This is a genomic window from Xanthomonas prunicola (assembly GCF_002846205.1).
GTDB lineage: Bacteria > Pseudomonadota > Gammaproteobacteria > Xanthomonadales > Xanthomonadaceae > Xanthomonas > Xanthomonas prunicola.
The window spans coordinates 121,149-145,521 of sequence record NZ_PHKV01000001.1 but is presented as its reverse complement, the minus strand read 5'-3'; the positions used below and the strand labels follow the sequence as shown (position 1 = coordinate 145,521).

The window sequence follows — 24,373 nt, the reverse complement described above, 5'->3', positions numbered from 1 at the left end:
GCGCGCATGTTCAGCGGAACGACTTGTCTCCCCGGCGCGCGGGCCCCATCCTGACCACATGACCGATAACGCTCTCACCCTGGCCGAAACCCGGCTGCTGCTTCCTTCCGGCCTGGATGCCGGCCATCTGGACCGCACCTTCGGTGCCCTGCTGGGCCCGGGCATCGACTTCGGCGACCTGTATTTTCAGCATTCGCGGCGCGAGAGCTGGAGCGTGGAAGACGGCATTGTCAAGGACGGTGCGCACTCCATCGAACAAGGCGTCGGCGTGCGCGCGATCGCTGGCGAGAAAACCGGCTTTGCCTATTCCGACGACATCCATCGCGATGCGCTGCTCGAAGCGGCGCAGTCCGCGCGCGCGATCTCGCGTGAAGGTGGAGCGCAATCCACGCGCTCGCTGGTGCGCGGCACTGGCCGCGCGCTGTACCCGGCCACCGACCCGATCGACGACATGGACAGCGCCACCAAGGTCGACCTGTTGCGACGGATCGACCAGTTTCTGCGTGCTGCCGACCCGCGCGTCAAACAGGTGATGGTGAGTCTGTCCGGCGGCGTGGATACGGTATTGATCGCCCGCAGCGACGGCGTGCTGGCAGCGGATGTGCGCCCGCTGGTGCGCTTGAACGTGCAGGTGATCGTCGAACACGGCGGCCGTCGTGAATCCGGTTATTCTGGCGGCGGCGGGCGTTACGGCTATGCCGAACTGTTTGCCGACGGCCGCCCGGAAGGTTTTGCGCGCGAAGCGCTGCGCCAGGCGCTGGTGAATCTGGATGCGATCCCGGCACCGGCCGGCGTGATGCCGGTGGTGCTCGGCCCGGGCTGGCCCGGCGTGCTGCTGCACGAGGCGGTGGGCCACGGTCTGGAAGGCGACTTCAATCGCAAGGGCACTAGCGTCTACGCCGGCCGCATGGGCGAGCGCGTGGCATCGCCGGGCGTGACCATCGTCGATGACGGCACCCTGGACGGCCGTCGCGGCTCGCTCAACATCGACGACGAAGGCACGCCCAGCCAGTGCACCACGCTGATCGAAGACGGCGTGCTGGTGGGCTACATGCAGGACACCCACAACGCGCGCCTGATGGGCGTGGCGCCCACCGGCAATGGCCGCCGCGAATCATTTGCGCACCTGACCATGCCGCGCATGACCAACACTTACATGCGCGCCGGTCAGCACGACCCGGAAGAGATGATCCGCTCAGTGAAAAAGGGCATCTACGCGGTGAACTTCGGCGGCGGCCAAGTCGACATCACCAGCGGCAAGTACGTGTTCTCGGCGACCGAGGCCTACCTGATCGAAGACGGCAAGGTCACCGCGCCAGTGAAGGGCGCTACGTTGATCGGCAACGGCCCGGAGACCATGCAGAAAGTGCGCATGATCGGTAACGACCTGGCGTTGGATGAAGGCGTGGGCGTGTGCGGCAAGGACGGGCAGAGCGTGCCGGTCGGCGTCGGCCAGCCGTCGCTGTTGATCGACGGCATTACGGTTGGCGGAACGCAGGCCTGAGATGCCGGGAATCGGGAATCGGGATTGGGGAATCGCAACAGCGGGATGCGCGAGGCGTGGTGGGTTCCGCTTGGGTGGATCCCGGAGCCGGGATTTGGGATTGGCAACGGCCGGGATGGCCGTTGCGGGGCTCGATGGATCGGGCAGATCCCTATTCGTCGCCTTCCGACGCAGATTCGTCGTCTTCCAATCCCGCATCCCCACTCTCCGATCCCTGCGCTTGAGACAGCTCGCGCAGCACCTGGAACAGCTCGCGGTAGGCACGCGGGGGCTTGTTTTTGGCGCGTTCGTGGATCGCGTTGCGGACCAGTTGACGCAGTTGCTGGCGGTCGGCCACCGGGTAGGCTTCCAGCAGCTCGGCCAGCGCCACGTCGCCGTCGGCGAGCAGGCGTTCGCGCCAGCGCTCGACCCGGTGGATCGCCGCCACTTCGCGGCGCGCCGTGTCGCTGTTGGCGTCCAGCGCATCGCGGATCGCTGCCAGGGTCTGCTCGTCCTCGCGGCGCATGTGCTTGGCCAGAAACGCCAGCTGCCGCTTGTGGGCGATATGCGAGGTGATGCGCTTGCTCTCTTCGATATGCGGGATCAGCGATTCGGGCACCGGCAACTTGGCCAGCTGCGCCGGGGTCAGCGCGACCAGCTTCTCGCCCAGGTCGAAAATCTCAAGCGCTTCGCGCCGCTGCTGGCTACGGCTGGCGCCGCGAAATTCACCGGTGTCTTCATCGCGTCCGCGCATTGCCACTACATCCCGAAACTTGGTTGATAAACATCTCCTGCCTCGAACGGCCGGGCGTCGGCGGAACACTCCGCACTGAATTCAAACACTCCGGTCATGGATGGCCGGGCTTTGGCGGACGGATCCGCGTTTCCAAGGATAAAGCATTGAACGCACTCTCTTCCGAAATCCGTGTCATCGACGACAGCCTGCAGCGCCTCGACGCGCTCACTGACATCTCGCAGCGCCTGCTCGAGCGCGCGCGCGCGGCCGGCGCCACCCAGGCCGAAGTGAGCTGCAGCGAAGAGCGTGGTCTGGACGTCAATGTGCGGCTGGGCGATGTGGAGACGGTCGAATCCACCCGCGACCGCGGCATTGCGGTCACGGTCTACTTCGGCAAGCGCAAGGGCAGTGCCAGCACGGCCGACCTGCAGGATTCCAGCCTGGAATCCACCGTGGCGCAGGCCTGCGCGATCGCCCGTTTCACCGAAGACGACGTCGCCAGCGGCCTGGCCGACCCGGAGTTGATGGCGCGCGAATTCCCAGAACTGGATAGCTGGCACCCGTGGGCACTGGATGCCGATACCGCCGTGGATCTGGCGCTGGCCTGCGAAACCGCTGGCCGCGATGCCGACGCGCGCATCAGCAATTCCGATGGCGCCTCGGCCAGCACCGGGCTCAGCCTGTCGGTGTACGCCAATTCGCACGGTTTCATCGGCCGCGAGCGCGGCACCCACCATTCGATCAGCTGCGCGCTGATTGCCGGGCAGGGCGACGGTATGCAGCGCGATGGCTGGTACAGCAGCGCACTGGCGCGCGAAGACTTGGAAGCACCGGATGCGATCGGCCGTCATGCTGCCGAGCGCACCCTGGCACGCCTGCAGCCGCGTTCGCTGCCCACCGGTCAATTGCCGGTGCTGTTCGCGCCGGAAGTGGCGCGCTCGCTGGTCGGTCACTTACTCGGCGCAGTCTCCGGCGGCGCGCTGTATCGCCGCGCCAGCTTCCTGCTCGACAGCGTGGGTACCACGCTGTTTCCAGACTGGTTCAACATCGAAGAGCTGCCGCACCTGCGCCGCGGTCTGCGCTCGGCGGCGTTCGATGGCGAAGGCGTGGCGACGCGGCGCTCGGCATTGATCACCGACGGCGTGCTGCAGCGTTATGTGCTGGGCAGCTATTCGGCACGCAAGCTGGGTCTGCAGACCACCGCCAATGCGGGTGGCGTGCATAACCTGCAGGTCACTGCCAACGCAGGCGATCTGGCATCGATGATTGCCGGCATGTCGCGCGGCCTGCTGGTCACCGAACTGATGGGCAACGGCGTCAACCCCGTCACGGGCGATTATTCGCGCGGCGCCGGCGGTTTCTGGATCGAGAACGGCGTGATCGCCTATCCGGTCGATGGCCTGACCATCGCCGGAAATTTGCGCGACATGTTCGCCGGCATCGAAGCGGTGGGCAGCGATGTCGACCCGCGTTCGCACGTCAAGATCGGCTCGGTGCTGATCAACCGCATGACGGTGGCCGGCGATAGCTGAGCGCGGCTGAGCAGGGCTACTGCGCCAACTGCACAGCGCCCGGCGCGCGCGCGTCTTGCCGCTCAGCCTGGCGGTAGCCGCCGCGCACCGCCGAGACCATGTCTTCCCGCACTGGTGGCCGGCTGAATCGTTGCTATAGTCCGCCGCACCACAACCATGCATGGGGAGACATGATGAGCGAATTCGAATCGCACGCCGTACCGCCACCGCCGCCGGTCGGCGCCAGCACGCCGTCGGAGGAGCGCACCCTGGCGCTGGCCGCACATCTGCTGGGCATCGTGACCTACTTCGTCGGCGCGCTGGTGATCTGGCTCATCAGCAAGGACGCCAGCCCGTCCAAACCCTTTGCCACCGATCAGGCCAAGGAAGCATTGAATTTTCAGATCACGGTGGTCCTGGCCATGATCGTGGCGGTGATCCTGACCATGGTGTCGTTCGGCATCCTGTTCTTCCTGCCTACCCTGGTCTGGATCGGCAGTCTGGTGTTCTGCATCCTGGCCGCGGTCAAGGCCAACAACGGCGAGCATTACCGTTACCCGTTCACGCTGCGCCTGATCAAGTAATAGGTGCGGTGCGAAACAAAAGGCCCGGCAGCGATGCCGGGCCTTTGTCGTTTCAGACGATGGAGCGATCAGTTCTGCGCCGGGGTGTTTTCGGCGAAGTACTCGTGGCTGTCGGCGTTGGTGATGGCCTGGGCCGGATTGCTTTGGGCCAGGCTGCGCGCGCCGGACTGACCATAGACGCGGTCCTGCGTGCCGGCCACCACGGTGAAGTGGCTGGTCTCGTGCACCAGGGTGCCGGCCTTGGAGTCGGTGCCGGTGGTCGACGCACTCCAGAACGCGTTGCAGACATGGATCTCGTACGGCTGGTTGGGATAGACATAGGCGAAGGCGTCCGCCAGATCCGCTTCGCAGCTGCAGTTGATCGTCAGCTGGCCATTGTTCTGGTCCAGCGCGTTGTCGATGCTGACGAAGTTGGAGCTGACCCGGCTGTAGCGCGAGGCGTTATAGGTGCCAAACCAGGTGGTGTAGCGCGCGCCGGTGCTGCCGGCGTTGAGGTAGTTGCGCGCGTTCTGCGAATAGTTGCGCGCGGCAGTGACCGCACTGCCGGCCTGGCTGGTGCGGGTGGTGCTGCAGTTGAGGTAGTTGATGCCGTTGACCACGGCCGTCGGGCCGACCGCGAGCTGGCGCTGCACGCCACGGCGTGCGCCGTCCAGCCACACGGTGAGCGGGGTACTGGTGGCCACCGCCGGCTCGCCGTTGGCCGCCTTCATCAGGCTGCCGTCGGAAAAGGAGGCGTACTGCAGCGCCGAGCGCACCTGGATGGTGTAGTTGCCGCTGGTGGACAGATCGTAGGCGCCGGCCAGATCGACCTCACCCTTCACGCTCTGGCCGGGCTGCAGGATGGTGAAGTCGGCCGCCTTGGGCAGGCCACGCTTGACCAGGCGCCCGGTGTAGTCCACTGGCTTGCCGTCGCGGCTCACTTCCAGAATGCCGTTATCCAGCGACTTCAGCGGCAGCTGATAGGTCGGCACGCGTGCGGTCTGGCTGCTGTGATTGGTAACGGTGACGGCGATCTTGCCTTGATGGCGGCCAGCCTGGTCGGCCACTGGCGACAGTTCGATGGTCAACGGAACCGGGCCGCGCACGGACTGCGCCTGCGCCGATCCGAGTACGCCAACAACGGCCAGCGTGCCTGCTGCAAACGATGCGAGAAAAACGTTCTTCACCAGTGACTCTCCGTGTGATCGGGGGATGTCCGCGGATGCGGGCACCCCAAACCTAGGCAGGACGAGCGGACGCGACAAGTTGTTTCATTGCGCGTATTTTTGCCCGTAGCACAGCCCTGAACGGCGCTGAAATAGCATGGATGTTGATAATTCAGCATAAAAATGTGCGTTTAGTCATTATTTGCGGGTTCGCGCGTGTCGGTCGCTGACACAAACGCTAGCAAGAAAAGTTTCGATGTGTGATCAAGTTCTCTGGTTTGAAGATCGCACTGCAGCCGCTGACCGTGCGCTGGCACACGGAGTGCGCAAATCGTGTCCTGCGGGTCCGGTTTTATGTCACGCACGGCGGATATATGGCCATCCATGCGACGACATGACGTGGCGTCTGGTCGGATGCCGACGATCGATTCGGCCTCTGCCGCATCCCCTCACTGCGATGTGCAGAGGTGTTGCCAGCTGCGTCTAGTGCGCGCGGTCCACCGCAAATCGGCCCAAGCTGACCAATGTCTCGCCTGGTTGCCCGTAGGGTTGCAGCACGTCATGCATGCGCGTGGCCAGCTCGGTCAGCTTCGCCTTGGCGCCGTCCATCCCGAGCAGGGCGGGGTAGGTGGATTTGGATTGCGCTGCGTCCTTGCCGGCGGTCTTGCCCAACTGCGCTGAGCTCGATTCCACATCCAAAATGTCGTCGCGCACTTGGAAGGCCAGGCCCAGCGCGTCGGCAAATTCGTCCAGGCGCTGCTGGTCGGCCGTCGCCGCGCCGCCGGTGAGCGCGCCCATCCGCACTGCCGCGCGGATCAACGCGCCGGTCTTGAGCGCATGCATACGTTGCAGGTCCTGCAACGACTGCAGTTGCCCAGTCGCATCGATATCCAGTGCCTGGCCGCCGCACATGCCGGCCGCACCCGCGGCGGTGGCCAAGCTCTGCATCCAGCCCACGCGCAGTTCGGCGCTGGCCGATGCAGTGGCCAATAATTCGAAAGCGCGCGTCTGCAAGGCATCGCCGGCCAGAATGGCGGTGGCTTCGTCGAAGGCGATATGCACGGTGGGCTGGCCGCGTCGCAGCGCGTCGTCGTCCATTGCCGGCAAGTCGTCATGCACCAGCGAATAGGCGTGAATCAGCTCCACCGCCACTGCGGGCGTGTCGAGCTGATCCTCGGCGGCATCGAACAATGCGCCGCTTGCATAGACCAGCAGCGGCCGCATGCGCTTGCCACCGCCCAGCACCGCGTGACGCATCGCTGCATGCAGGCGCTGCGGCGCCTGTGTGGCGCTCGGCAAGCCGGCCTCCAGGCTGCGTTCGGTGCGGGCGATCCAGTGGTCGAACAGCGCCGAATTCACCTCAGCCGTCCAGCGACGGCGGTTCGAAGGCTTCGGCAAGCTCGGGGCGCGCAGGGTCGGTCAACAGGCGCACGCGCAGTTCGGCCTGTTCCAGCGCCTGCTGGCAATCGCGGTACAACCCGATGCCGCGCTCATAGGCCGTGAGCGATTGCTCCAGGCTCAGATCGCCGACTTCCATCTTTTGCACCAGTTGCTCGAGTTCTTCCAGCGACTGTTCGAAGCGGGCAACCGGGGACGTTTCGTTCAAGGACTTCTTGGCCATCGCTAAAGTGTGCGGCGCGCGCGCAGGCGGGTCAATTCGGATCGGCAATTGCGCACCATTGCAGCGATGCGGCGTTCGCCTGCAACCATGCGTCCAAGTTGCCGGAAATGATGCAATCGCCGGCAGCAAGCACCTGCGTGCCTTGCCACAGGATCGGCAGGCGCTCGCGTTCCCACGGCGGTAGATCGAGTGCCTGCAGCAAATGTTTGAGGCGATGCGAATGCGAGCGCCGTGGCAACACGATGCGCTCGCCGCCCTGGCGCGCGCGCACCAGCAGCGGTTGCGCAAAACGCAGACCCGGCGCGCCATGCAACCGTAACTGTGCACCATCGGGCAATTGCAGCGGTGCTGTGCCATCCCACGACGCTTGCCAGTTCGACGGCCAGGCCGCAACGGGGCAATGCAGAAACAGGCACTGGCGCCAACGGCGGACTTCTACCTGCTGCCATGCGAAGCACGCCTGCCGATCTGCGTCGAAATTGTCGATTTCGCGTTCCAGTGCGGCCACGCCTTGCGCAGGCAGTGGCGGCGCGTGCGCCGCGCTCACCCAGGCGCGTAATAGCCGTGTCCTTCGTTCGCTAGGTTGCGCACGCAACGCGTGCAGATCCAGCGCGCCGCTTGCGGTACGCACGCTTGGCAACAACGCCATGTCCTGCAGCAGCAATAATGCGCTGGCATCGGCGCTCAGTTGCGCGCTACGCGCCAGCGCATCGGCTGCTTGCGGCCAGCGTTGCTGCAGCAACGGCAACACCTGGCTGCGCAGGAAATTGCGGTCGTGGCGTGGGTCGGCGTTGCTGGGATCTTCGATCCAGCGCAACTCTTGCGCGAGCGCATAGGCGAGCAGATCGGCGCGGGTGTACGCCAGCAGTGGGCGCCACAGCGTGCCGTTGGCGAACGGACGCTGCGGGCGCATCGCCGCCAGCCCTTCCGGGCCGGAAGCGCGCAGCGCACGCAGCAGGAACGTTTCGGCCTGATCGTCGCGATGGTGCGCCAGCGCCAGCCACTCGCCAGCGGCAAGTGCGCGCGCGCATGCGGTGTGGCGCGCGTTGCGCGCTGCTGCTTCCAGACCAAGGCCGCTATCGCGCTCGACGTGCACCTGCACGATCTGCAACGGCACCTGCAGCGCAGCGCAGGTGCGTTGGCAATGCGTGGCCCAGGCGTCGGCACCGGCATGCAGCCCGTGATGCACATGCAGCGCGCGCAATCCTGCTTGGCGATAACGCGGCATGGCCGCCAGCAAATGCAGCAGCACGCTGGAATCCATCCCTCCGCTGTAGGCCAGCAGTACTGGGCCGGGCGGGATGGCGGGCAGCAGTAGCGGGGTGTCGGTCAGCACAGGCGCAATCCTGCGGCCCATCCTGCGCGGCGGGCGAGCGGCGGCTGCACGCGCTGCGCGATTGCCGAGCGGTCGCCTGCCTGCCACGCTTGTTGCTGCTGTGCCATCGATAATCCCGTCGTTCCCTGCGCGATGCAGTTCGAACATCGGTGCGCAGCTTCCGCGACTCGGACATCGCGTTGCTGTCTGCGGTCACCGCACCGATGCCCTGCTGCCACTCCCGCCGCAAAGCACCCAACCCGCTGCTGCGGGCTGTCCCAGGCCTTACCGCCCATCGCTCCTGCAACGCAAGCCAGGTGGGTTGACCGTCGATGCGGCGACCGCATCATGCGCCGGCTTGTCGACCATCGCCGCAGCGCCGCCCGCGCATCAGCGTTTGGCCGCCGCCTTGAAGGTGGTCGGCTTGGGCAACTCGACCGGCACGCCGGCGGCATCGCAGGTGCCGGCCTTGCACAGGCGCTCGCGCAGACGCGGAGTGGCCTGGACGATGACGTGGTAGATCACGTTCTCTTCCAGCGTGCCGCGGAAGGCCGCGCTACCGGGCCCGGTGGCCCAGATGCCGACGTCTTCGCCGCCATGGCTTTCGGACTTGGTCGGTACCAGCGCTTCCTGCATGTAGCTGGGCGCTTCGGTGTCGACATGGGTGAGGTCGGGCCGGCCGTGGGTCGGCTCGCTGCTGCTGGGTTCGTGCGGGTACTTTTTCGGTCCGGCCGGCTGTGCATTGGTCGCGCCGGTGTGGCCGGGGCCATTGGCATAGCTGAGGGTGGTGTAGGGCTGGCCTGCCAGGTCGGTGGCCAGCTGGCTGCGGTCGCCTTCTTCGCCGCCGGTGCCGCGGACCTTGCCCAGGATCGGATTACCGCGCACCGGGTAGCCGACGAAGTTGAGCGTGTGCGAATGGTCGGCGGTGACGATGATCAACGTGTCGGCCGGTGCGGTTTGCACGGCGGTGCGCACCGCATCCGACAGCGACACCGTTTCATCGAGGGCGCGGTAGGCATTGCCGGCGTGGTTGGCGTGATCGATACGGCCGCCTTCGACCATCAGCACGAAGCCGTTGGGATCGCGCGACAGCGACTGGATCGCGGTGCGGGTCATTTCGGTCAGGCTGGGCTCGCCCTGCGGGGAGCGGTTGCGGTCGTGGTCGAACTGCATATGGTCCGGCTCGAACAGGCCCAGCAGCGCGGGTGCGCCGGTGGCGGCCTGCAGTTGCTGCTCGTTCCAGACATACGCGCCCTGCGGATGCGCCTGTTTCCATTCGGCAACCAGGTCACGGCCGTCCAGGCGCAGGCCCACCTTGTCGTCGTACTCCGGGTCGCGCTCCTGCACGGTCTGGAACTGGCTGCGGCCGCCGCCCAGCACCACCTGCGGGCCGCGGCCGTAGCGCGCGGTCGACAACAGCTGCTGGGCGATGTCCTGGCAGCCTGCGGTACGCGCGGACTCGGGCAGGTCGGTGTCGTTTTCCCAGTTGCGATCCGGCGAATGCGCGTAGGTCGCCGCCGGGGTGGCGTGGGTCAGGCGGGTCGTGGTGACCACACCGGTGGCCATGCCGGCGCTGTCGGCCAGCTGCAACCAGCTCAGCAGCCCCTTGTTCAAACTGTCGGCGCAGTCGCTGCGGTTGCCGCTGCTGACGCCGATCGCGCCCATGTGCGACTTCACACCAGTGGTGATCGCGGTCATGGTGCCGGCCGAATCCGGCGTCTGCGAATCGGTGTTGTAGGTCTTGCTGAAGGCGGTAGCGGGGAATTGCTCCCAGGACAGCAGGTTCTCTTCGCCGGGGCCGCCCTTGCGCTGGCCATCCAGGATGCGCGCGGCCGCCACCGTGGTCAGGCTCATGCCGTCGCCCAGGAACAGGATGACGTTGCGCGCCTTGCCGGCCATGGCGCCATTGCCGGCCGCACGTGCGGCGCCGGAGCGGTACCACCACTGCGGGGTCTCGCCGGCCGGATGCGTCACCGGCGGCACCTCGACGCGGACCGACGCAGGTGCGGAGGCGCTGCTCCCGGCGGTGGAGGCGCAGGCAGCGACGCACAGCGTGGTCAGGGCGGCGAGGGCAGGCAGACGGTAACGCATCGGGTTCGAACTCGTGACTGAATCAGCCCCCATTATGCCGGCCCGGGTCCGTCGCACGGATGACACGCTGCTGTTCCAGTCGTGGTCTCGCGGGCAAAGCAGGCCTGCGCTAAGGTGCATGCACTCTCCCCCGGATGATTCGACGACATGAAACTGGTTGCGGCCTGGTTGCGCATTCCGTTCTGGCAGCGCGTGGTGGCCGGCTTCGTTCTCGGCGCGATTGCCGGGGCGTTGATGGGCCCGGCGGCCGATGTGTGGTTCGGCCCCCTCGGCGACCTGTACGTCACGCTGATCAAGATGATCGCGATCCCGCTGGTGTTCTTTGCGGTGATCAATGCGATCTCGTCGTTGCACGGGCAGAAGTCGGTCGCCGCGCTCGGCGGCCGCACCTTCCTGTGGTTCGTGATCACCGCCGCGCTGGCGGTCGGCATCGGCCTTGCGGTGGGCACGATCATGCAGCCGGGCGCCGGGCATTTCAGCCTGAGCGTGGACTCGGCGTGGAAGCCGCGCGATGTGCCCAGCCCGATCAAGGTGTTGCTGGACGTGGTGCCGTCCAACCCGTTCTATGCATTGACCGGCATCGGCACCAAGACCAATGCGGCCGGCGAGACCGTGCTGGCTGCCGGGCGCGGGTCGATCCTGCCGGTGATCTTCTTTGCCGCGTTGCTCGGCTTTGCGATGGTCAAGCTCGGCGAGCGGGTGGCCGAGGCGCGCAAGCTCACCGGGCAGCTGAGCGACATCATGATCCAGGTGACGCGCTTCGTGCTGGAGATGACCCCGCTGGGCACCTTCGGCCTGATTGCCGGCCTGGTGGGCAGCTACGGTTTTTCGAAACTGCTGCCGTTCGGCAGTTTCGTGCTCGCGCTGTATGTGGCCTGCGGCCTGCATATCCTGGTGGTCTACAGCAGCCTGTTACTGGCGCACGGGCTCAATCCGTGGAAGTTCTTCCGCGGTGCGGCGCCTGGCATGCAGGTGGCCTTCGTCAGTTCGTCGAGCTTTGCCGCGATGCCGGTGGCGATGCGTTCGATTACCCACAATCTGGGGGTCAGCAAGGACTACGCCGCGTTTGCGGTGCCGCTGGGCGCCAGCATCAAGATGGACGGTTGTGGGGCGATCTACCCGGCGCTGTGCGCGGTGTTCATCGCCCAATACACCGGCGTGCCATTGACGGCCAACCAATACTTCGTGGTGTTGATCGCCTCGGTGCTGGGCAGCTTCGGCACCGCCGGTGTGCCGGGAACCGCGGTGATCATGGCCACGGTGGTGCTGAGTGCGGCCAATCTGCCGCTGGAAGTGATCGGCTATCTGTATGCAATCGATCGCATCCTCGACATGATGCGCACCATGACCAACGTCACCGGGCAAATGCTGGTGCCGGTGCTGGTGGCCAAGGAAACCGGCTTGCTCGACAAGAGCATCTACGACGCGGCGTCGACCAATGTCGGGCTGGAAGATCCGCCTGCAGACAGTGCCAGGCCACTGCGCTGAGGCTGTTGCATGCGTGCCGGATTTCCCATGCTGCGCGAACGGCTGCAGCAACTGCCCGAGCTAGAGAGCGTCGATGGCGTGTTCGTGCAGCGCGGTTTGCCCGACCACCCGTTCGAGCAGCAATACCTGGAGATCCGGCGCAAGGAAGGTCGGCTCTACACCGATGCGCAGGTGCGCAGCCTGCCGCGTCCCAGCGGCAAGCTCGGTGCCAGCCTGGAATGGCAGGTGCGCGCGCTGTCCAGCAGATTGCTGATGCAGCACCTGCAGGCGCGTGGCAGCGTAGGCGCCATCCTTGAACTCGGTTGCGGCAATGGCTGGCTATCGCGTTTGCTGGCGCAGTCGCTGCAGCGCGACGTCTGCGGCATCGACGTCAATCGCACCGAACTCACCCAAGCCGCACGCGTGTTCGGCCACGAGGAACGCCTGAGTTTCGTCGCTGCCGACATCCAGACCGTGGCGCTGCCGCACGATGTCTTCGACGTCATCGTGGTGCCGGCGTGCATCCAGTATTTCCCGCATCCTGCCGCTTTGGTGCGCCACCTGCTTGCGCAGCTGCGCGACGGTGGCGAGTTGCACATCCTCGACAGCCCGCTGTATCCAGACCGGCAACGTGCCGACCAAAGCGCTGCACGCAGCCTGCGCTATTTCACCGGCCTGGGCGTGCCGGCACTGGCCGAGCAGTATCACCAGCACACCTACGCCGTCTTCGACCCGTTCGCGGTGCAGTGGCTGTTCGATCCGCGCCAGCTGCGCGCGCGCCTGCGCCGCATGCTCAAGCTGCGGCAACCGCATTTCCCATGGTTGTGTCTTCGCAAGCAGGACAACCAGGGGCGGTAACTCGGCGCCGTCATCGCGCCTGTACGGCTTCCAGCAATGTCGTTGCGTGCGGCGCGGTGTGCTGCGCGACTGCGCCGACCACGATGAAGAACGTCAGCACGCCGAGCAGCGGCCACAGCGTGTGGCGAACGCATAACCACCACCAGCCTTGCACCTGCACGCCGCGCATGCGGTGATACAGCCCGCCTGCCAGTGCCGCGTCCACCAGAAGCTCGGCCATCAATACCGGCGCCGACCACACCACCCAGGCGGCAGCAACGATGGCGACTGCGGCCGCGGCCAGCACTGCCAATAGCGCCAAGATCGGCAGACCGGCCTCGCCATTGATGAAGTCCGGGAGTGCGCCGTCGCCCGAAGCATCCAAGACGGATCCGGATGGCGCGCTCCACGTGCCCGAATGACCTGCGCCGCTGGAGTTGCCGCCGTTGCCGGCCCATCCCGAGGTGTCTTGCGCCGCGCTGCTGCCGAGATCGACGCAGTCGCTCACCAACTCGCCATCCACGTCGTTGCGCCATCGCACCCATGCCCACATCAGCAGCAGGAACAGGCCATAGGCAACCAGCGTCGCCATCGGGTAGCGCACCACCATCGCGTCCACGCCGGCATTGCGCAGCAGGAACGAGGCCAGCAGCCCGCCTGTCGCGGTGATCGACACGATGGCGCTCATCTGCAGGCGCGGCCAACCGTCGCGTTCCAGATGCCGCCGTGCATGCTCGATGGTGAATCGTCTTCGGTCCGACATGACGCGATGCCTCCTGCTGCCGGCAGCCTTGCCCGGATGCCGAGGGTAAGTGACTTTCGATGACGCGTGCACGCGCTTGGCTGCAGAGGTGCCACATGTCCAGGAACCGGTGGTCGATGAGGAGCTTGCCGGTGCCGAGCGCGCAAGCGATCGCTCAAAGGCCTGCGGCGCGCGCGCTTTTGCTGTGTGGAGGCTTCGTAACAACATGTTGCGGGCGCGGGAGACCTGCAAGGCAGGCGCAGGGGCGCGTTGTGCGTTGGCGCATCCGAGTGCGCGGGGGCGAATCCTTTCAACGCGCGCGCATGGCACACTTTCGGCTCATCCCTTGACCAGAGCGTGCAGTGATTGGCCAACAGCGTGATCTGACATTTCGTTTTCTGGCCGAGCCCAGCGACGTCAACTTCGGCGGCAAGGTGCATGGCGGCGTGGTGATGAAGTGGATCGACCAGGTGGGTTTTGCGGCGGCCAGCGGCTGGAGCGGGCATTATTGCGTCACCGTGGCGGTGGGGGGCATCCGTTTCGTGGCGCCGGTACGCATCGGCGATCTGGTGGCGGTGTCGGCCAAGCTGGTCTACACCGGCCGCAGCAGCATGCATTTCGCCATCGATGTACGCGCGCGCAGCCCGATGGGGGGCGACTCGCGCCTGTGCACCCATTGCATCATCGTGTTTGTGGCGATGGACCCGGACGGCGTCACCCCGGTGGAAGTGCCGTCCTGGCGGCCCGACACGCCGGAAGATCAGCGCCTGGCCGAATACGCGCTCAAGGTGATGGAGTTGAGCAAGGGGATCGAGGACACCATGGCGCATTACAGGGCCGATACCTCGCAATAACCGGCATTGTGCGCGCCGGGACATCAGCTGCCCGATGGCAGGCGCTGTGGCAGATGCAGCCTGCAGCTGGCTTGCCTGGCACGTGTGCCTGTATGCGCTGGGACATGCCACGCGGCGGGCGCATGAAGGAGCGGCCCAGCCCTCGCAACAAACGCAACAAAAAGGCCGCGAGATCGTCGCGGCCTTTCATGACTGAGCCGAAGCAAGCGGGCGTTACAGCACCCGGCGCGCCTGGATGAACTTCTCGCTCCAGTAGCCGCTCGCCAGCGAGTCAACCCGCACGTCCTTGCCGCGGCTGGGTGCGTGCAGGAACTTGCCGTCGCCGACCACCAGACCGACATGGTCGATACGGCCGCGCTTGCCGAAGAACACCAGGTCTCCGGCCTTCAGCGCGCTCGGGTCCTTGATCAGTTCGGCCGATTCATCGCGGGCGATGTCGCGCGAGACGCGCGGCAGGTCGATGCCGAGCGCGGTCTTGAACACGTAGCCGACCAGGCCGCTGCAGTCGAATCCTTCGGTGGACTCGCCGCCCCAGACGTACGGGGTGCCGAGCAGCGCCATGGCGCGCTGCAGGATCACCTGCACGCGGCTATCGGCCACGGCATTCTGGGCAGCATTGGCCGCGCTCTGCGAAACGTCATAATTGGCGAGCAGGCGGCTGAGGTCCCCAGCGAACATCGCCGAGCGGTCCATCAGAGGAATAGCGTCATTGGCGGCCAGGTGCGGAAGCAGGGCGGCCAGTGTTGCGGTAGCAGCGGCGTCTGCGCGGCTACGGGTTGCGGCTTTCTCGGCGGCGACGGCGCTGTCTGGCGTGGTCGTCTGCGGAGCGGACGGGGTGCTGTTGGCGGTCTGAGCCAACGCGGGAAGTGCTGCAAGCCAGAGAGCGGTGGCGCATAGCAGGCGGAGCGGTTTCCGGGGCGGAAGCGGTGCGGCGCCAGTTTTGGTCTGTTCGTCGTTCGTCACGCGGGAATCACAGTTCTGCTGTCGATGCGAGATGATGCCCTGGTGAACGAATCGTTACGTTCAAAAAAAGTTAAATTTCCGTTTTATGACTTGTGATGCACATCACATTTCAGTGCAAAACCCGCTTTGAACCTGAATAATGGTCGCGCCAGTAGGCGCCATCAAGAAAATCCAGGCGGACCGTACCGCCGGTGGTGGGAGCATGCACGAAGCGGCCTTCACCAACATAAATGCCGACGTGGGTCACGCTGCCGCCGGAGCCGAAAAACACCAGATCGCCGGTGGCAAGCCGCTCGGGCGGGATGCGTGGGCCCTGGATCGCGGCCAGTTCGCGCGAGGTGCGTGGCAGCGCGAGTGCCAGCACGTCTTTGTAGACATAGGTCACCAGCCCGCTGCAGTCGAAGCCGGTCTCCGGCGTGTTGCCGCCGAACCGGTACGGCGTGCCCACCAGCCCCAAGGCGCGCATCAAGATGTTGTTGGCAGCGGCCGGGTCGGCTGGGGGGACCTGCGGCCATACGCGCGATGCCGGCGGCGGTGTGGCTGGGCGCCGGACCGGCGCTTGCGACGAACAACCGCCCAAGAGCAGCAGGCCCAGCAACAGGCTGGCCGCGACGCGCCGGCGGCGGGCGGCGAAAACTGGCGTGATATGCATGGAGCCGGGATAATGGGCGGTTCGAAAGGTCGCCATGATGGCGGCGCACCCGGCGGCCGACAAGCCGTCTTCCACCGTCTGCCACCGGGCAGCCCATTCAGAGCCAGGCATGAAGATCGAAAAAGACAGCGTCGTCCGCTTCCACTACACCGTTTCCGAGATTGGCCAGGAGCCGATCGAGAGCTCCAAGGAGCGTGACCCGTTGGCGATCATGATCGGCCACGGCAACATCATCCCGGGCCTGGAAGCGGCCATGATGGACAAGCAAGCCGGCGAGAGCTTCGGCGTGGACGTCAAGGCGACCGACGCCTATGGCGAATACCGCGAAGGCCTGAGCCAGCGCGTGCCCAAGAAGCATTTCGGCGCCACCAAGCTGGTGCCCGGCACCCAGGTCGTGCTGCAGACCAACTTCGGCCCGCGTGCGGTCACCGTGCAGAAGGTCGGCATGAGCGTGGTCGATGTGGACCTCAATCACCCGATGGCCGGCAAGGATCTGCATTTCGACGTGGAAATCATCGAAGTGCGTGAAGCCACCGCCGAAGAGCGCGACCATGGTCATGTGCACGGTGACGGCGGTCATCACCACTGAGATCGAGCAGGCATGTGGTTGCGCGCGAGTTGGGTCGATAGCGCACGAGTGCCCAGCTGTCGTATGCCAGGCGTTGGGCGCTGCGACGTTGCATAAGATCCACGCACAGCTCGTCCCTACGCATCGGTCTGTCGCCGAGCTGGCGTGATTGCTGTTGCTGACGGCTCGCCCCATCGGCGGGCCGTTTGCATTCTGCGGCGCGCGCCGCCGCACCTGGTTGCCTGAGCCGTGATGACATCCCGCAACGTCTTGTTTCCCATTGCTGCGACCGAGCGCATCGTCGTGCTGGACGTCCTGCGCGGCGTGGCGCTGCTGGGCATCCTGTTGATGAACATGGAAGCCTTCGTCGGGCCGCTCGATCTGGCCATGACCGGCGTCGACCCGCATTGGCATGGTGCCGACCGAGTTGCCGACGCGCTGGTTTACGTGTTTGTGCAAGGCAAGTTCTACACGCTGTTTTCGTTGTTGTTCGGGATGGGCTTTGCGGCGATGGCGCAGCGCGCCGCGCAGGCCGGGCGCGCATTCTTCGGCCTGTATCTACGTCGCACCCTGGCGCTGTTGGCAATCGGGCTTGCCCATGCCTTGCTGGTGTGGTCCGGCGACATCCTGGTGACCTATGCGCTGCTGGCGTTGCTGCTACTGAGCGCGCGCAACGTGCCAATGATCACGCTGCCGTGGTTGGCCGCGTTGGTGTACCTGTGCGCACCTGGGGTGACCTTGCTGTATGGCGTGGCCAGCGAACTGGCGCAGGCCGATCCTGTCGCAGCGGTACAGTGGAAAGCGGCGATGGCCGATGCCGCGCAGCAGGCACTGGCGAATGTGCAGGCGCAGCGCGCGGCATTCGGCAGCGGCACCTATCTGCAGGCAACGGTGCAGCGATGGCATGACGTTCAGGAGGCCATGACCGGCCTCAGCATCAACGGTCCGGTCATGCTTGGCATGTTCCTGCTCGGGACTTGGTTCGTACGCAGCGGCGCGATCGCCGCGCCCGAGCGCTTCCCGCGCTTGTTTGCAACGCTGCGCTATGCCGTGTTGCCACTCGGGCTGGGCGTGATGCTGACAAGTTATGCATTGGAACCGTGGATCGATCCGGCGCGGCTGGACATGCGCCTGTCCGGTGCGTTCGCGCTGTCGCTGATCGCCGGGCCGTTGATGTGCCTGGGCTATGCCGCCTGGGTGGTGCGTTTAGCACCGCGTCTGGCGTGGCTTGCGCCAGCGGGGCGGATGGCATTGAGCAACTACCTGCTGCAATCGCTGGTCTGCACCGGGATCTTCTACGGCTACGGGCTGGGTTATTTCGAGCAGCTGCCGCGTGTGTGGCAATTGCCGTTCGCGCTGGCGTTCTTTGCGCTCCAGGTGCTGCTGAGTCGGTGTTGGTTGCATTGGTTCCTCTTCGGGCCGATGGAATGGCTGTGGCGCAGCGTGACCTATCTGCATATTCCGCCGATGTGGCGCGACGCCAAGCGCGCCGGGTAGCGCCTGCATGCGTACCGATCGCGATGATGTACTGGTGATTGGCGCGGGCGCGATTGGCCTGGCCACCGCGCTGGCACTTGTCGAAGCAGGTCGGCAAGTACGTGTGCTCGATGCCGGTGCGCCCGGGGCGGCGACCTCTTACGGCAATTGCGGCACCATCACGCCGAGCCATGCGCCCCCACTGGCGGCGCCCGGCATGCTCGCGCAGGCAGTAAAATGGATGTTCACCCCGGATGCGCCGCTGTATATCCCGCCACGTCTGGATCCCGGGTTATGGCGCTGGCTGCTGCGCTTCGCACAGCGTTGCAATGCACGCGATTGGCAGTCCAGCGCGCATGCGCGCGCGGCGTTGCTGCACGATGCGCGGCAGCGCTTCGACGAGTGGGTGGTACGGTATGCGCTGGACTGCGAATTTCGCAGCGACGGGCTGGATTATGTGTTCGGCGACGCGCGTCGCTTTGCGCAGTATCGCGACGAATGCGCACTGTTGGCGCAGTGGGGCATCCGGGCAGAGGTGATCGATGGTGCGGACTATGTGCGCCAGGATCCCGCATTTTGCGATGGTATTGCAGGCGCGATCCATTTCCCTGGCGATGCGCATCTGCGCCCGGAGCGTTACACCGCTGAGCTGGCGAGAGTGCTGCGCGCGCGTGGCGTGGCGATCGATGCGCACTGCCGTGTGCAGGCCCTCGTGCCGGATACAGCTGGAACCTGCGTGCAGACCGAGCATGGCAAGCGCCATGCGCGCGAGGTGGTCATCGCGACCGGACCGTGGTCACCGGTGTTGGCGGCGCAACTTGGCCTGCGCTTGCCGGTGCAGGCTGGCAAAGGCTATTCGATCACCTACAGTGCGCCGCCGCTGATGCCGCGTCGCCCGGTCGTGTTGAAGGACCGCTGGGTGTTCGTGGTGCCGTGGCGTGACCGCCTGCGCATCGGCAGCACGATGGAATTTTCCGGGCGCAATACGCAGCTCAACGCCACACGCCTGGCAGCATTGGAACGCGCGGCGGCCGAGTACCTGCATGCGCCGTGCGGTCCTGCCGTGATCGAACGCTGGTACGGATGGCGGCCGATGACCTGGGACGATGTGCCGGTATTGGGCGCAGTGCCGGGCTATCCTCACGTCTGGCTCGCAGCCGGGCATGGCATGCTCGGCATCAGCATGAGCACTGCAAGCGGACAATTGATGGCCGACCTGATCACGGGCCGCGCACCTGCGCTGGACCCGCATCCTTACCGGGCGGAACGTTTCGCATGAGTGCGCGTTACGACTACGACGTGGTGATTCTGGGCGGCGGCTCTGGCGGCCTTGCCGCAGGATTTCGTGCAGCAAAACATGGCGTGCGCGTTGCGATCATGGAACCCGGTGACTTGGGCGGCACCTGTGTCAATCTCGGCTGCGTGCCGAAAAAGGCGATGTGGCTGGCGGCCGATCTGGCCGGCAAGATCGAGTTGGCAGGGGCGTTGGGATTTACTGTGTCGCGCCCGACGCTGGCCTGGCAGGAGCTGGTCACGCATCGGCAGGGATATATCGCCAATATCCACGCCAGCTATCGACGCCGCCTCAATCAAGATGGTGTGGTGTTGATCCCGCAGCGCGGTGTGCTGCAGGACCGCCACACCATCATGGGCAGCGACGGCGTGCCAGTGACCGCCGAGTACATCGTGATCGCCACTGGTGCACACCCGCTGCGCCCGGACGTGGAAGGTGCAGAACACGGCGAAGTCTCCGACGATTTCTTCAATCTCTGTCATGCGCCTGAGCAGGTCGCGATTATCGGCGGCGGTTATATCGCGGTGGAAATCGCCGGGTTGCTGCAGGCCTTGGGGAGTCGCGTGCATCTGTTTGTGCAAGGCGAACGCTTGCTGGAGCGCTTCGATGCGGAACTGACCTTGCAGTTGGCCGACAACCTGCGGCATCTGGGTGTGCGGCTGCATTTCGGTTTCACCACGACGGCGCTGGAGCGCGATGCGCAGGGGGCGCTGCGTGTGCGTGGTCATTCCGTGCATCCGCGCGAGCAGGGCAACGATGTTTTCGACAAGGTGTTCTTTGCGGCAGGCCGCCGCGCCAATACCGCCGGGCTGGGCCTGGACACGGTAGGTGTGGTACTCGGCGATAAGGGCGAAGTGATAGTGGACGACGGGCAGACCACCAACGTGCCGAATATTCACGCGATCGGCGATGTCGGCGGCAAGGTCGGGCTGACGCCAGTGGCGATCGCTGCGGGTCGCAAGTTGATGGACCGCCTGTTCGGCAATCAACCGGACGCGCGGATGGACTACGAAGGCGTGCCCAGTGTGGTGTTTTCGCACCCGCCGCTTGGCACTGTCGGGCTGACCGAGGAACAGGCGCGCGCGCGTTACAACGGCGAGGTACGCGTCTATCGCAGCAACTTCCGTCCGATGCTGCACGCGCTGGCCGATGCGCCGCAGCGCAGTCTGTTCAAGCTGGTGTGCGTGGGCGAAGCAGAGCGTGTGGTCGGCCTGCATCTGCTGGGCGAGAGCGCCGACGAAATGCTGCAAGGCTTTGCGGTGGCGGTGAAGATGGGCGCGACCAAGCGCGACTTCGACGAGACCGTGGCGATTCATCCCACTTCGTCTGAAGAGATTGTGTTGATGCATTGAGGGGCGGTGGCGTCGCTGTCGTGAATCGATGTTGGTCGCCACGTGGCGCTGCATCAGGCGATACCGCGATCAATGCCAGACTGCGCTATCCAGCTGCAGCCGTACCCTCATCCGGCGCTGCGCGCTACCTTCTTCCGATGGGAGAGGGGCTTGTAACCTTCCCTTCGCATGAAGGGTTCGATGCGCACACGCACACCATCAGCTGGCATGCTTGTGCGATGTTCAAATCTCGCCATCGAACGCCGAGCCCATCTGCCAGCCTTGCTGCGCGCGCCGGCTCCAAGGAGCAGGCGCTGTCCGGCGAGCAGGCGCGGCTGCGGATTCTTGAGGTGATCCGTGCGATTCCCGTGGGCGAGGTCGCCGGTTACGGGGAAGTTGCTCGGCGCGCCGGCTTGCCGGGCCGTGCGCGGCTGGTGGCGCGCGTGCTCAGTGGTCACGATGATCCGCAGCTGCCCTGGCACCGCGTCTTGCGCAGCGATGGCCGAATCGCCTTGCCCGACGGCTCGGCGGGCTATCGCGAGCAATGCCAGCGCCTGCGCGCCGAAGGTGTCCAGGTGGAACGGGGCCGTGTGCGCCGTGCCAGTGCCGCGCAGCGCCTGGATGCGGCCATGTGGGGGCCTTCATAAGCTTGCCGTTATCATCGGCAGTACTCCGAAGGATGCCGCCATGCCTCAACTGCCGCCCATCACCAAAGCATTATTGATCGCCAACATCGGCTTGTTCCTGCTGCAGTGGGCGGTGGGCGACCTGGGTGCCGGCGTGCTGCCATCGGACAGCGTGTTGTCGTGGCTGATGTTGTGGCCGCTGTCCAACGGCTTCGATGCGTTTTCGCCGGGCGCCAGCTTCATGCCCTGGCAGTTGCTGACCTACGCGTTCCTGCATGGCGGCTTCAACCACCTGTTCTTCAACATGCTGGCACTTTTCATGTTCGGCGCGCCGTTGGAGCAGACCTGGGGTCAGAAGCGCTTTCTGACCTACTACCTGGTCTGTGTGGCCGGTGCCGGCGTGTGTCAGCTGTTGATGGCCTGGTTCACGCAAAGCGGTGCGCCGGTGGTGGGCGCGTCGGGCGGTGTGTTCGGCTTGCTGCTGGCCTACGGCATGCTGTTCCCGAATCAGCGCGTGATGCTGCTGTTCCCGCCGATTCCGATGAAGGCGCGCACATTCGTGATCGTGTTCGGTGCGATCGAACTGTTCCTCGGCGCAACCGGCTGGCAGCCCGGTGTTGCCCACTTCGCGCATCTGGGCGGCATGCTGTTCGGCTGGCTGATGATCCGCTATTGGCGTGGCCAGTCGCCATTTGGTGGCAGCGGTGGAAAGAAGGGCGGTGGCAAGGGACGCAAGCCGCCGTTGCGCGTGGTGCGTTGAGGCAGGCAATGCGGCGTTGTTCCGCGTGATCAGCAGGAGCGGCCTTGGCCGCGATGGGGGATTTATCGGGAATACCTCTTCGAGGCCGAGGCCGCTCCTAGAAGAATGGCAGACGCCGAAGCCAGCACGGATCACGGACGACACGCCTTCCAATGAAGGCCACAAACAAAAAAAGAGCGCGGAATCCGCGCTCTTTTTATTGCCTAACCTTTGCGAGGATCAGCGCCAGAGTTTGATCTGGTCTGCATCCACGCGCTGCATCGGTTGGCCGGCCTTGCAGCTGAACACTGCACCGAATTCCGGCAGGTTCGACAGCGGACCGTTGGTGCGCCACTGGCCTGGTGCGCGGATGTCGGCGCTTGCGCGCTGCACCGCTTCGTTGGGTGACAACTGCTGCGCCCACAGCCCGGCCCAGGCAGTGAAGAAGGCTTGCTTGTCGGCGTCGGTGGCTGCCGGCTGTGCCTTGTTGAACGCCTGCCAGGCCAATTCGACGCCGGCCAGATCGGCCAGGTTCTCTTCGGCGGTCTGCTTGCCGTTGACCTTGGCATTGGGCACGCCCGGGTACGGGTAGGCCGAGAACTGCGTGGCGACCTTGTCGGTCAGCATCGTCCAACTGGCCTTTTCGGCCGGCGTCCACCAGTTGCGCAGTTCGCCCTTGGCATCGACCAGCGCGCCCTTGGCATCGATCGCACGGGTGATTTCGTGCGCGACCAGCGCACCGTAGGCGCCGTACCGCGCGGCCTGGGTACCGCCGATGGTCAGCACCGGCGCTTGCAACACCGCGGCAGTGACGATCAGGCGGTTCTGCGCGATGTCGTAGGCCACGGCCGGCTGCTGCGGCAGCACGTCCCAGCGACGGTCGGCGTTGCCCTTGCCGATGCGCTTCATCTCTTCGCGGTGACGCCAGGTCGAGGCGATCAGCATGTTGCCGCCGAAGCTACCGCGGCCCATCGGCTGCACGGTGTAATCCAGGTCGCGACGCGGCGCGCCGACTTCGATCTTCATCGCGGCCAGCTTGGCCTTGGCTTCGGCGATCACTTCGCCGTTGCCCCAGCCGCTGCGCTCCAGCGCGGCCAACTGCGCGTCGCGGAGCTGGTCGGCGATGGCTTCGGCCTGACGGCGGGTGTCGTTGCTCAGGTAACGCGCCACGTATTCGCGGCCGAGCATCGGGCCGGCAGCGACGTTGATCGCGTCCAGCACCTGCTGCCAGCGCTGCGGCGGCACCGCATCGCCGCGCAGCAGACGGCCGCGGAACTGGTATTCGGCATCGTGGAAGCTCTTGGACAGGTACGGGGCCATGGCATCGCCCACGCGCCAGCGCAGGTAGGCCTTCCACTGTTCCGGCTTGATGCTGACGATCATGCTGTCGAGCTGCTTGAACATGGCCGGGTCGGCCATCGACACCAGATCGTCCTTGACGCCCTGCGCTTCCAGGAAGTCGCCAAGACGCAGGTTCTTGTACTGCTTGGTCAGTTCCTTGGTGGCGATCGGGGCGTAATTGTTGAACGGGTTGTTGATGCCTTGCACCGACTGCGCGCTACGCGCCAATGCGGTTTCGATCTGCAGCACCGAGGCGGCATCGGCGTCGAGCTTGTCGGCCGGGGTGCCGGTCAGCGCCAGGATCTGCTTGACGTAGGCGCGGTAGCGGCCCATCAGCGCCTGGGTGTCGGCATCGGTGCGGGTGTAGAACGCCGGATCCGGCAGGCCCATGCCGCCCTGCATGAAGTAGCCAATGTGGCGGTCCAGCGCTTTCAGGTCCACGTCCGGGCCGAAGTTGAAACCGACCGGAATACCGACCTGATGCAACGCCGCGATGGAAGCGGGCACATCCTTGGCCTTCTTGATCGCGTCGATGCGCGAGAGCAGGGGAGCGATCGGGTTGGAGCCGTCCTTTTCGACAGCTGCTTCGTCCAGGCCGCTGGCCCAGAAATCGCCAAGCAACTTCTGCACGTTGCCCTGCGGGGAATTCATCGATGCATCGAGCAACTCGCGCTGCTGCTGCAGGGCGCGCTCGGACAACTGGCCCAGCGCAGTGACGGCGCCGGCCTGCGGCACCGGGTTGGCCTTGAGCCAGCTGGCGTTGGCGTAGTCGTAGAAATTGGTGCAGGCCGCCGAGACGGCCGGAGCCTTGGGCGCTGCGGCCTTCTTCTTGCGAGCGGCGTCGGCGTCGGGGGCGGACAGCAGCGAGATCAGGCTGAAGCCAAGAGCGAGGGCAAGCGGACGAATGGTGGGCATCGAGAAGAAGGGTGGCCAGAGTAAAGTCGCCGGAGTTTAGCAAGGCTGCGCGCCATGCAGGCGGGCGGACGCTGTGGTTCGT

General features: G+C 65.5%; 22 protein-coding genes. 12 read left to right on the top strand and 10 right to left on the bottom strand.

Going from position 1 to position 24,373, the window contains the following annotated elements:
• Window positions 1–58: 58 nt before the first annotated feature.
• A complete protein-coding gene (gene tldD / locus XpruCFBP8353_RS00715) occupies window positions 59–1,504 on the top strand; it encodes a metalloprotease TldD (protein WP_101361490.1) in 1,446 nt (481 codons plus the stop codon).
• Window positions 1,505–1,655: 151 nt separating this feature from the next.
• On the opposite strand, the gene yjgA is transcribed toward tldD, so the two are convergent.
• Window positions 1,656–2,237, bottom strand: a complete 582-nt coding sequence (gene yjgA / locus XpruCFBP8353_RS00710; protein ID WP_101361489.1) for a ribosome biogenesis factor YjgA — start codon at window positions 2,235–2,237, stop codon at window positions 1,656–1,658.
• A gap of 146 nt (window positions 2,238–2,383) precedes the next feature.
• Between yjgA and pmbA the strand changes: the two genes are divergently transcribed.
• Together pmbA and XpruCFBP8353_RS00700 are read left to right on the top strand one after the other, a co-directional pair.
• Window positions 2,384–3,751, top strand: a complete 1,368-nt coding sequence (gene pmbA, locus XpruCFBP8353_RS00705; protein ID WP_101361488.1) for a metalloprotease PmbA — start codon at window positions 2,384–2,386, stop codon at window positions 3,749–3,751.
• A 98-nt stretch (window positions 3,752–3,849) separates the two neighbouring features.
• Window positions 3,850–4,314, top strand: a complete 465-nt coding sequence (locus XpruCFBP8353_RS00700) for a DUF4870 domain-containing protein (protein WP_101361487.1) — start codon at window positions 3,850–3,852, stop codon at window positions 4,312–4,314.
• A 68-nt stretch (window positions 4,315–4,382) separates the two neighbouring features.
• Here the strand turns inward: XpruCFBP8353_RS00700 and XpruCFBP8353_RS00695 are convergent, their stop codons facing one another.
• The 5 genes from XpruCFBP8353_RS00695 to XpruCFBP8353_RS00670 all read right to left on the bottom strand — a co-directional run bounded on the left by XpruCFBP8353_RS00695 (window position 4,383) and on the right by XpruCFBP8353_RS00670 (window position 10,519).
• Window positions 4,383–5,480, bottom strand: a complete 1,098-nt coding sequence (locus XpruCFBP8353_RS00695; RefSeq protein ID WP_101361486.1) for a M35 family metallo-endopeptidase — start codon at window positions 5,478–5,480, stop codon at window positions 4,383–4,385.
• Window positions 5,481–5,942: 462 nt separating this feature from the next.
• On the bottom strand, window positions 5,943–6,818 hold the full coding sequence (locus tag XpruCFBP8353_RS00685) for a polyprenyl synthetase family protein (protein ID WP_101361484.1): 876 nt from the start codon (window positions 6,816–6,818) through the stop codon (window positions 5,943–5,945).
• Window position 6,819: 1 nt separating this feature from the next.
• Complete coding sequence (locus tag XpruCFBP8353_RS00680; protein WP_003486852.1) at window positions 6,820–7,080, bottom strand: exodeoxyribonuclease VII small subunit; 261 nt, start codon at window positions 7,078–7,080, stop codon at window positions 6,820–6,822.
• 31 nt (window positions 7,081–7,111) lie between these two features.
• Window positions 7,112–8,416 carry a tRNA lysidine(34) synthetase TilS gene (tilS, locus tag XpruCFBP8353_RS00675; protein ID WP_101361483.1) on the bottom strand — a complete coding sequence of 435 codons (1,305 nt, stop codon included), beginning with the start codon at window positions 8,414–8,416 and terminating at the stop codon, window positions 7,112–7,114.
• A 369-nt stretch (window positions 8,417–8,785) separates the two neighbouring features.
• Entirely contained in the window at window positions 8,786–10,519 is a 1,734-nt protein-coding gene (locus XpruCFBP8353_RS00670) for an alkaline phosphatase (RefSeq protein ID WP_101361482.1), read from the bottom strand.
• A gap of 114 nt (window positions 10,520–10,633) precedes the next feature.
• Between XpruCFBP8353_RS00670 and XpruCFBP8353_RS00665 the strand changes: the two genes are divergently transcribed.
• Window positions 10,634–11,974 carry a dicarboxylate/amino acid:cation symporter gene (locus tag XpruCFBP8353_RS00665; protein WP_101361481.1) on the top strand — a complete coding sequence of 447 codons (1,341 nt, stop codon included), beginning with the start codon at window positions 10,634–10,636 and terminating at the stop codon, window positions 11,972–11,974.
• 9 nt (window positions 11,975–11,983) lie between these two features.
• Window positions 11,984–12,811, top strand: coding sequence for a class I SAM-dependent methyltransferase (locus XpruCFBP8353_RS00660; RefSeq protein WP_101361480.1), 828 nt, complete (start codon window positions 11,984–11,986; stop codon window positions 12,809–12,811).
• 10 nt (window positions 12,812–12,821) lie between these two features.
• Here the strand turns inward: XpruCFBP8353_RS00660 and XpruCFBP8353_RS00655 are convergent, their stop codons facing one another.
• Window positions 12,822–13,553: a hypothetical protein gene (locus XpruCFBP8353_RS00655; protein WP_101361479.1), complete on the bottom strand. Its 732-nt coding sequence runs from the start codon at window positions 13,551–13,553 to the stop codon at window positions 12,822–12,824.
• 341 nt (window positions 13,554–13,894) lie between these two features.
• On the opposite strand from XpruCFBP8353_RS00655, the gene XpruCFBP8353_RS00650 reads away from it, so the two are divergent.
• Window positions 13,895–14,386, top strand: a complete 492-nt coding sequence (locus tag XpruCFBP8353_RS00650) for an acyl-CoA thioesterase (protein ID WP_101361478.1) — start codon at window positions 13,895–13,897, stop codon at window positions 14,384–14,386.
• Window positions 14,387–14,599: 213 nt separating this feature from the next.
• On the opposite strand, the gene XpruCFBP8353_RS00645 is transcribed toward XpruCFBP8353_RS00650, so the two are convergent.
• Window positions 14,600–15,349: a C40 family peptidase gene (locus XpruCFBP8353_RS00645; RefSeq protein WP_101361477.1), complete on the bottom strand. Its 750-nt coding sequence runs from the start codon at window positions 15,347–15,349 to the stop codon at window positions 14,600–14,602.
• A 109-nt stretch (window positions 15,350–15,458) separates the two neighbouring features.
• Complete coding sequence (locus tag XpruCFBP8353_RS00640; protein WP_101362411.1) at window positions 15,459–16,001, bottom strand: C40 family peptidase; 543 nt, start codon at window positions 15,999–16,001, stop codon at window positions 15,459–15,461.
• 109 nt (window positions 16,002–16,110) lie between these two features.
• Here XpruCFBP8353_RS00640 and XpruCFBP8353_RS00635 point away from each other — a divergent pair, with 109 nt between their 5' ends.
• The 6 genes from XpruCFBP8353_RS00635 to XpruCFBP8353_RS00610 all read left to right on the top strand — a co-directional run bounded on the left by XpruCFBP8353_RS00635 (window position 16,111) and on the right by XpruCFBP8353_RS00610 (window position 22,056).
• Window positions 16,111–16,590 carry an FKBP-type peptidyl-prolyl cis-trans isomerase gene (locus XpruCFBP8353_RS00635; RefSeq protein ID WP_101361476.1) on the top strand — a complete coding sequence of 160 codons (480 nt, stop codon included), beginning with the start codon at window positions 16,111–16,113 and terminating at the stop codon, window positions 16,588–16,590.
• Window positions 16,591–16,821: 231 nt separating this feature from the next.
• Entirely contained in the window at window positions 16,822–18,066 is a 1,245-nt protein-coding gene (locus XpruCFBP8353_RS00630; RefSeq protein ID WP_101361475.1) for a DUF418 domain-containing protein, read from the top strand.
• Between the two features lie 7 nt (window positions 18,067–18,073).
• On the top strand, window positions 18,074–19,324 hold the full coding sequence (locus XpruCFBP8353_RS00625; protein WP_101361474.1) for an NAD(P)/FAD-dependent oxidoreductase: 1,251 nt from the start codon (window positions 18,074–18,076) through the stop codon (window positions 19,322–19,324).
• On the top strand, window positions 19,321–20,691 hold the full coding sequence (gene gorA, locus XpruCFBP8353_RS00620; protein WP_101361473.1) for a glutathione-disulfide reductase: 1,371 nt from the start codon (window positions 19,321–19,323) through the stop codon (window positions 20,689–20,691). Before XpruCFBP8353_RS00625 ends, gorA begins: the two co-directional genes overlap by 4 nt.
• Window positions 20,692–20,909: 218 nt before the next feature.
• Window positions 20,910–21,317, top strand: coding sequence for an MGMT family protein (locus tag XpruCFBP8353_RS00615; protein WP_101361472.1), 408 nt, complete (start codon window positions 20,910–20,912; stop codon window positions 21,315–21,317).
• Window positions 21,318–21,357: 40 nt separating this feature from the next.
• Window positions 21,358–22,056 carry a rhomboid family intramembrane serine protease gene (locus tag XpruCFBP8353_RS00610; RefSeq protein WP_101361471.1) on the top strand — a complete coding sequence of 233 codons (699 nt, stop codon included), beginning with the start codon at window positions 21,358–21,360 and terminating at the stop codon, window positions 22,054–22,056.
• A gap of 219 nt (window positions 22,057–22,275) precedes the next feature.
• Here the strand turns inward: XpruCFBP8353_RS00610 and XpruCFBP8353_RS00605 are convergent, their stop codons facing one another.
• Window positions 22,276–24,291 carry a M13 family metallopeptidase gene (locus XpruCFBP8353_RS00605; protein WP_101361470.1) on the bottom strand — a complete coding sequence of 672 codons (2,016 nt, stop codon included), beginning with the start codon at window positions 24,289–24,291 and terminating at the stop codon, window positions 22,276–22,278.
• Window positions 24,292–24,373 lie beyond the last annotated feature (82 nt).

What these genes read in the sequence shown, in the direction of transcription:
- XpruCFBP8353_RS00605 (WP_101361470.1), bottom strand. Translation starts at nt 24,291, where the DNA reads ATGCCCACCATTCGTCCGCTTGCCCTCGCTCTTGGCTTCAGCCTGATC.
- gorA (WP_101361473.1), top strand. Translation starts at nt 19,321, where the DNA reads ATGAGTGCGCGTTACGACTACGACGTGGTGATTCTGGGCGGCGGCTCT.
- XpruCFBP8353_RS00660 (WP_101361480.1), top strand. Translation starts at nt 11,984, where the DNA reads ATGCGTGCCGGATTTCCCATGCTGCGCGAACGGCTGCAGCAACTGCCC.
- XpruCFBP8353_RS00655 (WP_101361479.1), bottom strand. Translation starts at nt 13,553, where the DNA reads ATGTCGGACCGAAGACGATTCACCATCGAGCATGCACGGCGGCATCTG.
- XpruCFBP8353_RS00630 (WP_101361475.1), top strand. Translation starts at nt 16,822, where the DNA reads ATGACATCCCGCAACGTCTTGTTTCCCATTGCTGCGACCGAGCGCATC.
- XpruCFBP8353_RS00665 (WP_101361481.1), top strand. Translation starts at nt 10,634, where the DNA reads ATGAAACTGGTTGCGGCCTGGTTGCGCATTCCGTTCTGGCAGCGCGTG.
- tldD (WP_101361490.1), top strand. Translation starts at nt 59, where the DNA reads ATGACCGATAACGCTCTCACCCTGGCCGAAACCCGGCTGCTGCTTCCT.
- XpruCFBP8353_RS00670 (WP_101361482.1), bottom strand. Translation starts at nt 10,519, where the DNA reads ATGGGGGCTGATTCAGTCACGAGTTCGAACCCGATGCGTTACCGTCTG.
- XpruCFBP8353_RS00640 (WP_101362411.1), bottom strand. Translation starts at nt 16,001, where the DNA reads ATGCATATCACGCCAGTTTTCGCCGCCCGCCGCCGGCGCGTCGCGGCC.
- XpruCFBP8353_RS00625 (WP_101361474.1), top strand. Translation starts at nt 18,074, where the DNA reads ATGCGTACCGATCGCGATGATGTACTGGTGATTGGCGCGGGCGCGATT.
- XpruCFBP8353_RS00610 (WP_101361471.1), top strand. Translation starts at nt 21,358, where the DNA reads ATGCCTCAACTGCCGCCCATCACCAAAGCATTATTGATCGCCAACATC.
- XpruCFBP8353_RS00700 (WP_101361487.1), top strand. Translation starts at nt 3,850, where the DNA reads ATGTCTTCCCGCACTGGTGGCCGGCTGAATCGTTGCTATAGTCCGCCG.
- XpruCFBP8353_RS00680 (WP_003486852.1), bottom strand. Translation starts at nt 7,080, where the DNA reads ATGGCCAAGAAGTCCTTGAACGAAACGTCCCCGGTTGCCCGCTTCGAA.
- XpruCFBP8353_RS00615 (WP_101361472.1), top strand. Translation starts at nt 20,910, where the DNA reads ATGTTCAAATCTCGCCATCGAACGCCGAGCCCATCTGCCAGCCTTGCT.
- yjgA (WP_101361489.1), bottom strand. Translation starts at nt 2,237, where the DNA reads ATGCGCGGACGCGATGAAGACACCGGTGAATTTCGCGGCGCCAGCCGT.
- XpruCFBP8353_RS00635 (WP_101361476.1), top strand. Translation starts at nt 16,111, where the DNA reads ATGAAGATCGAAAAAGACAGCGTCGTCCGCTTCCACTACACCGTTTCC.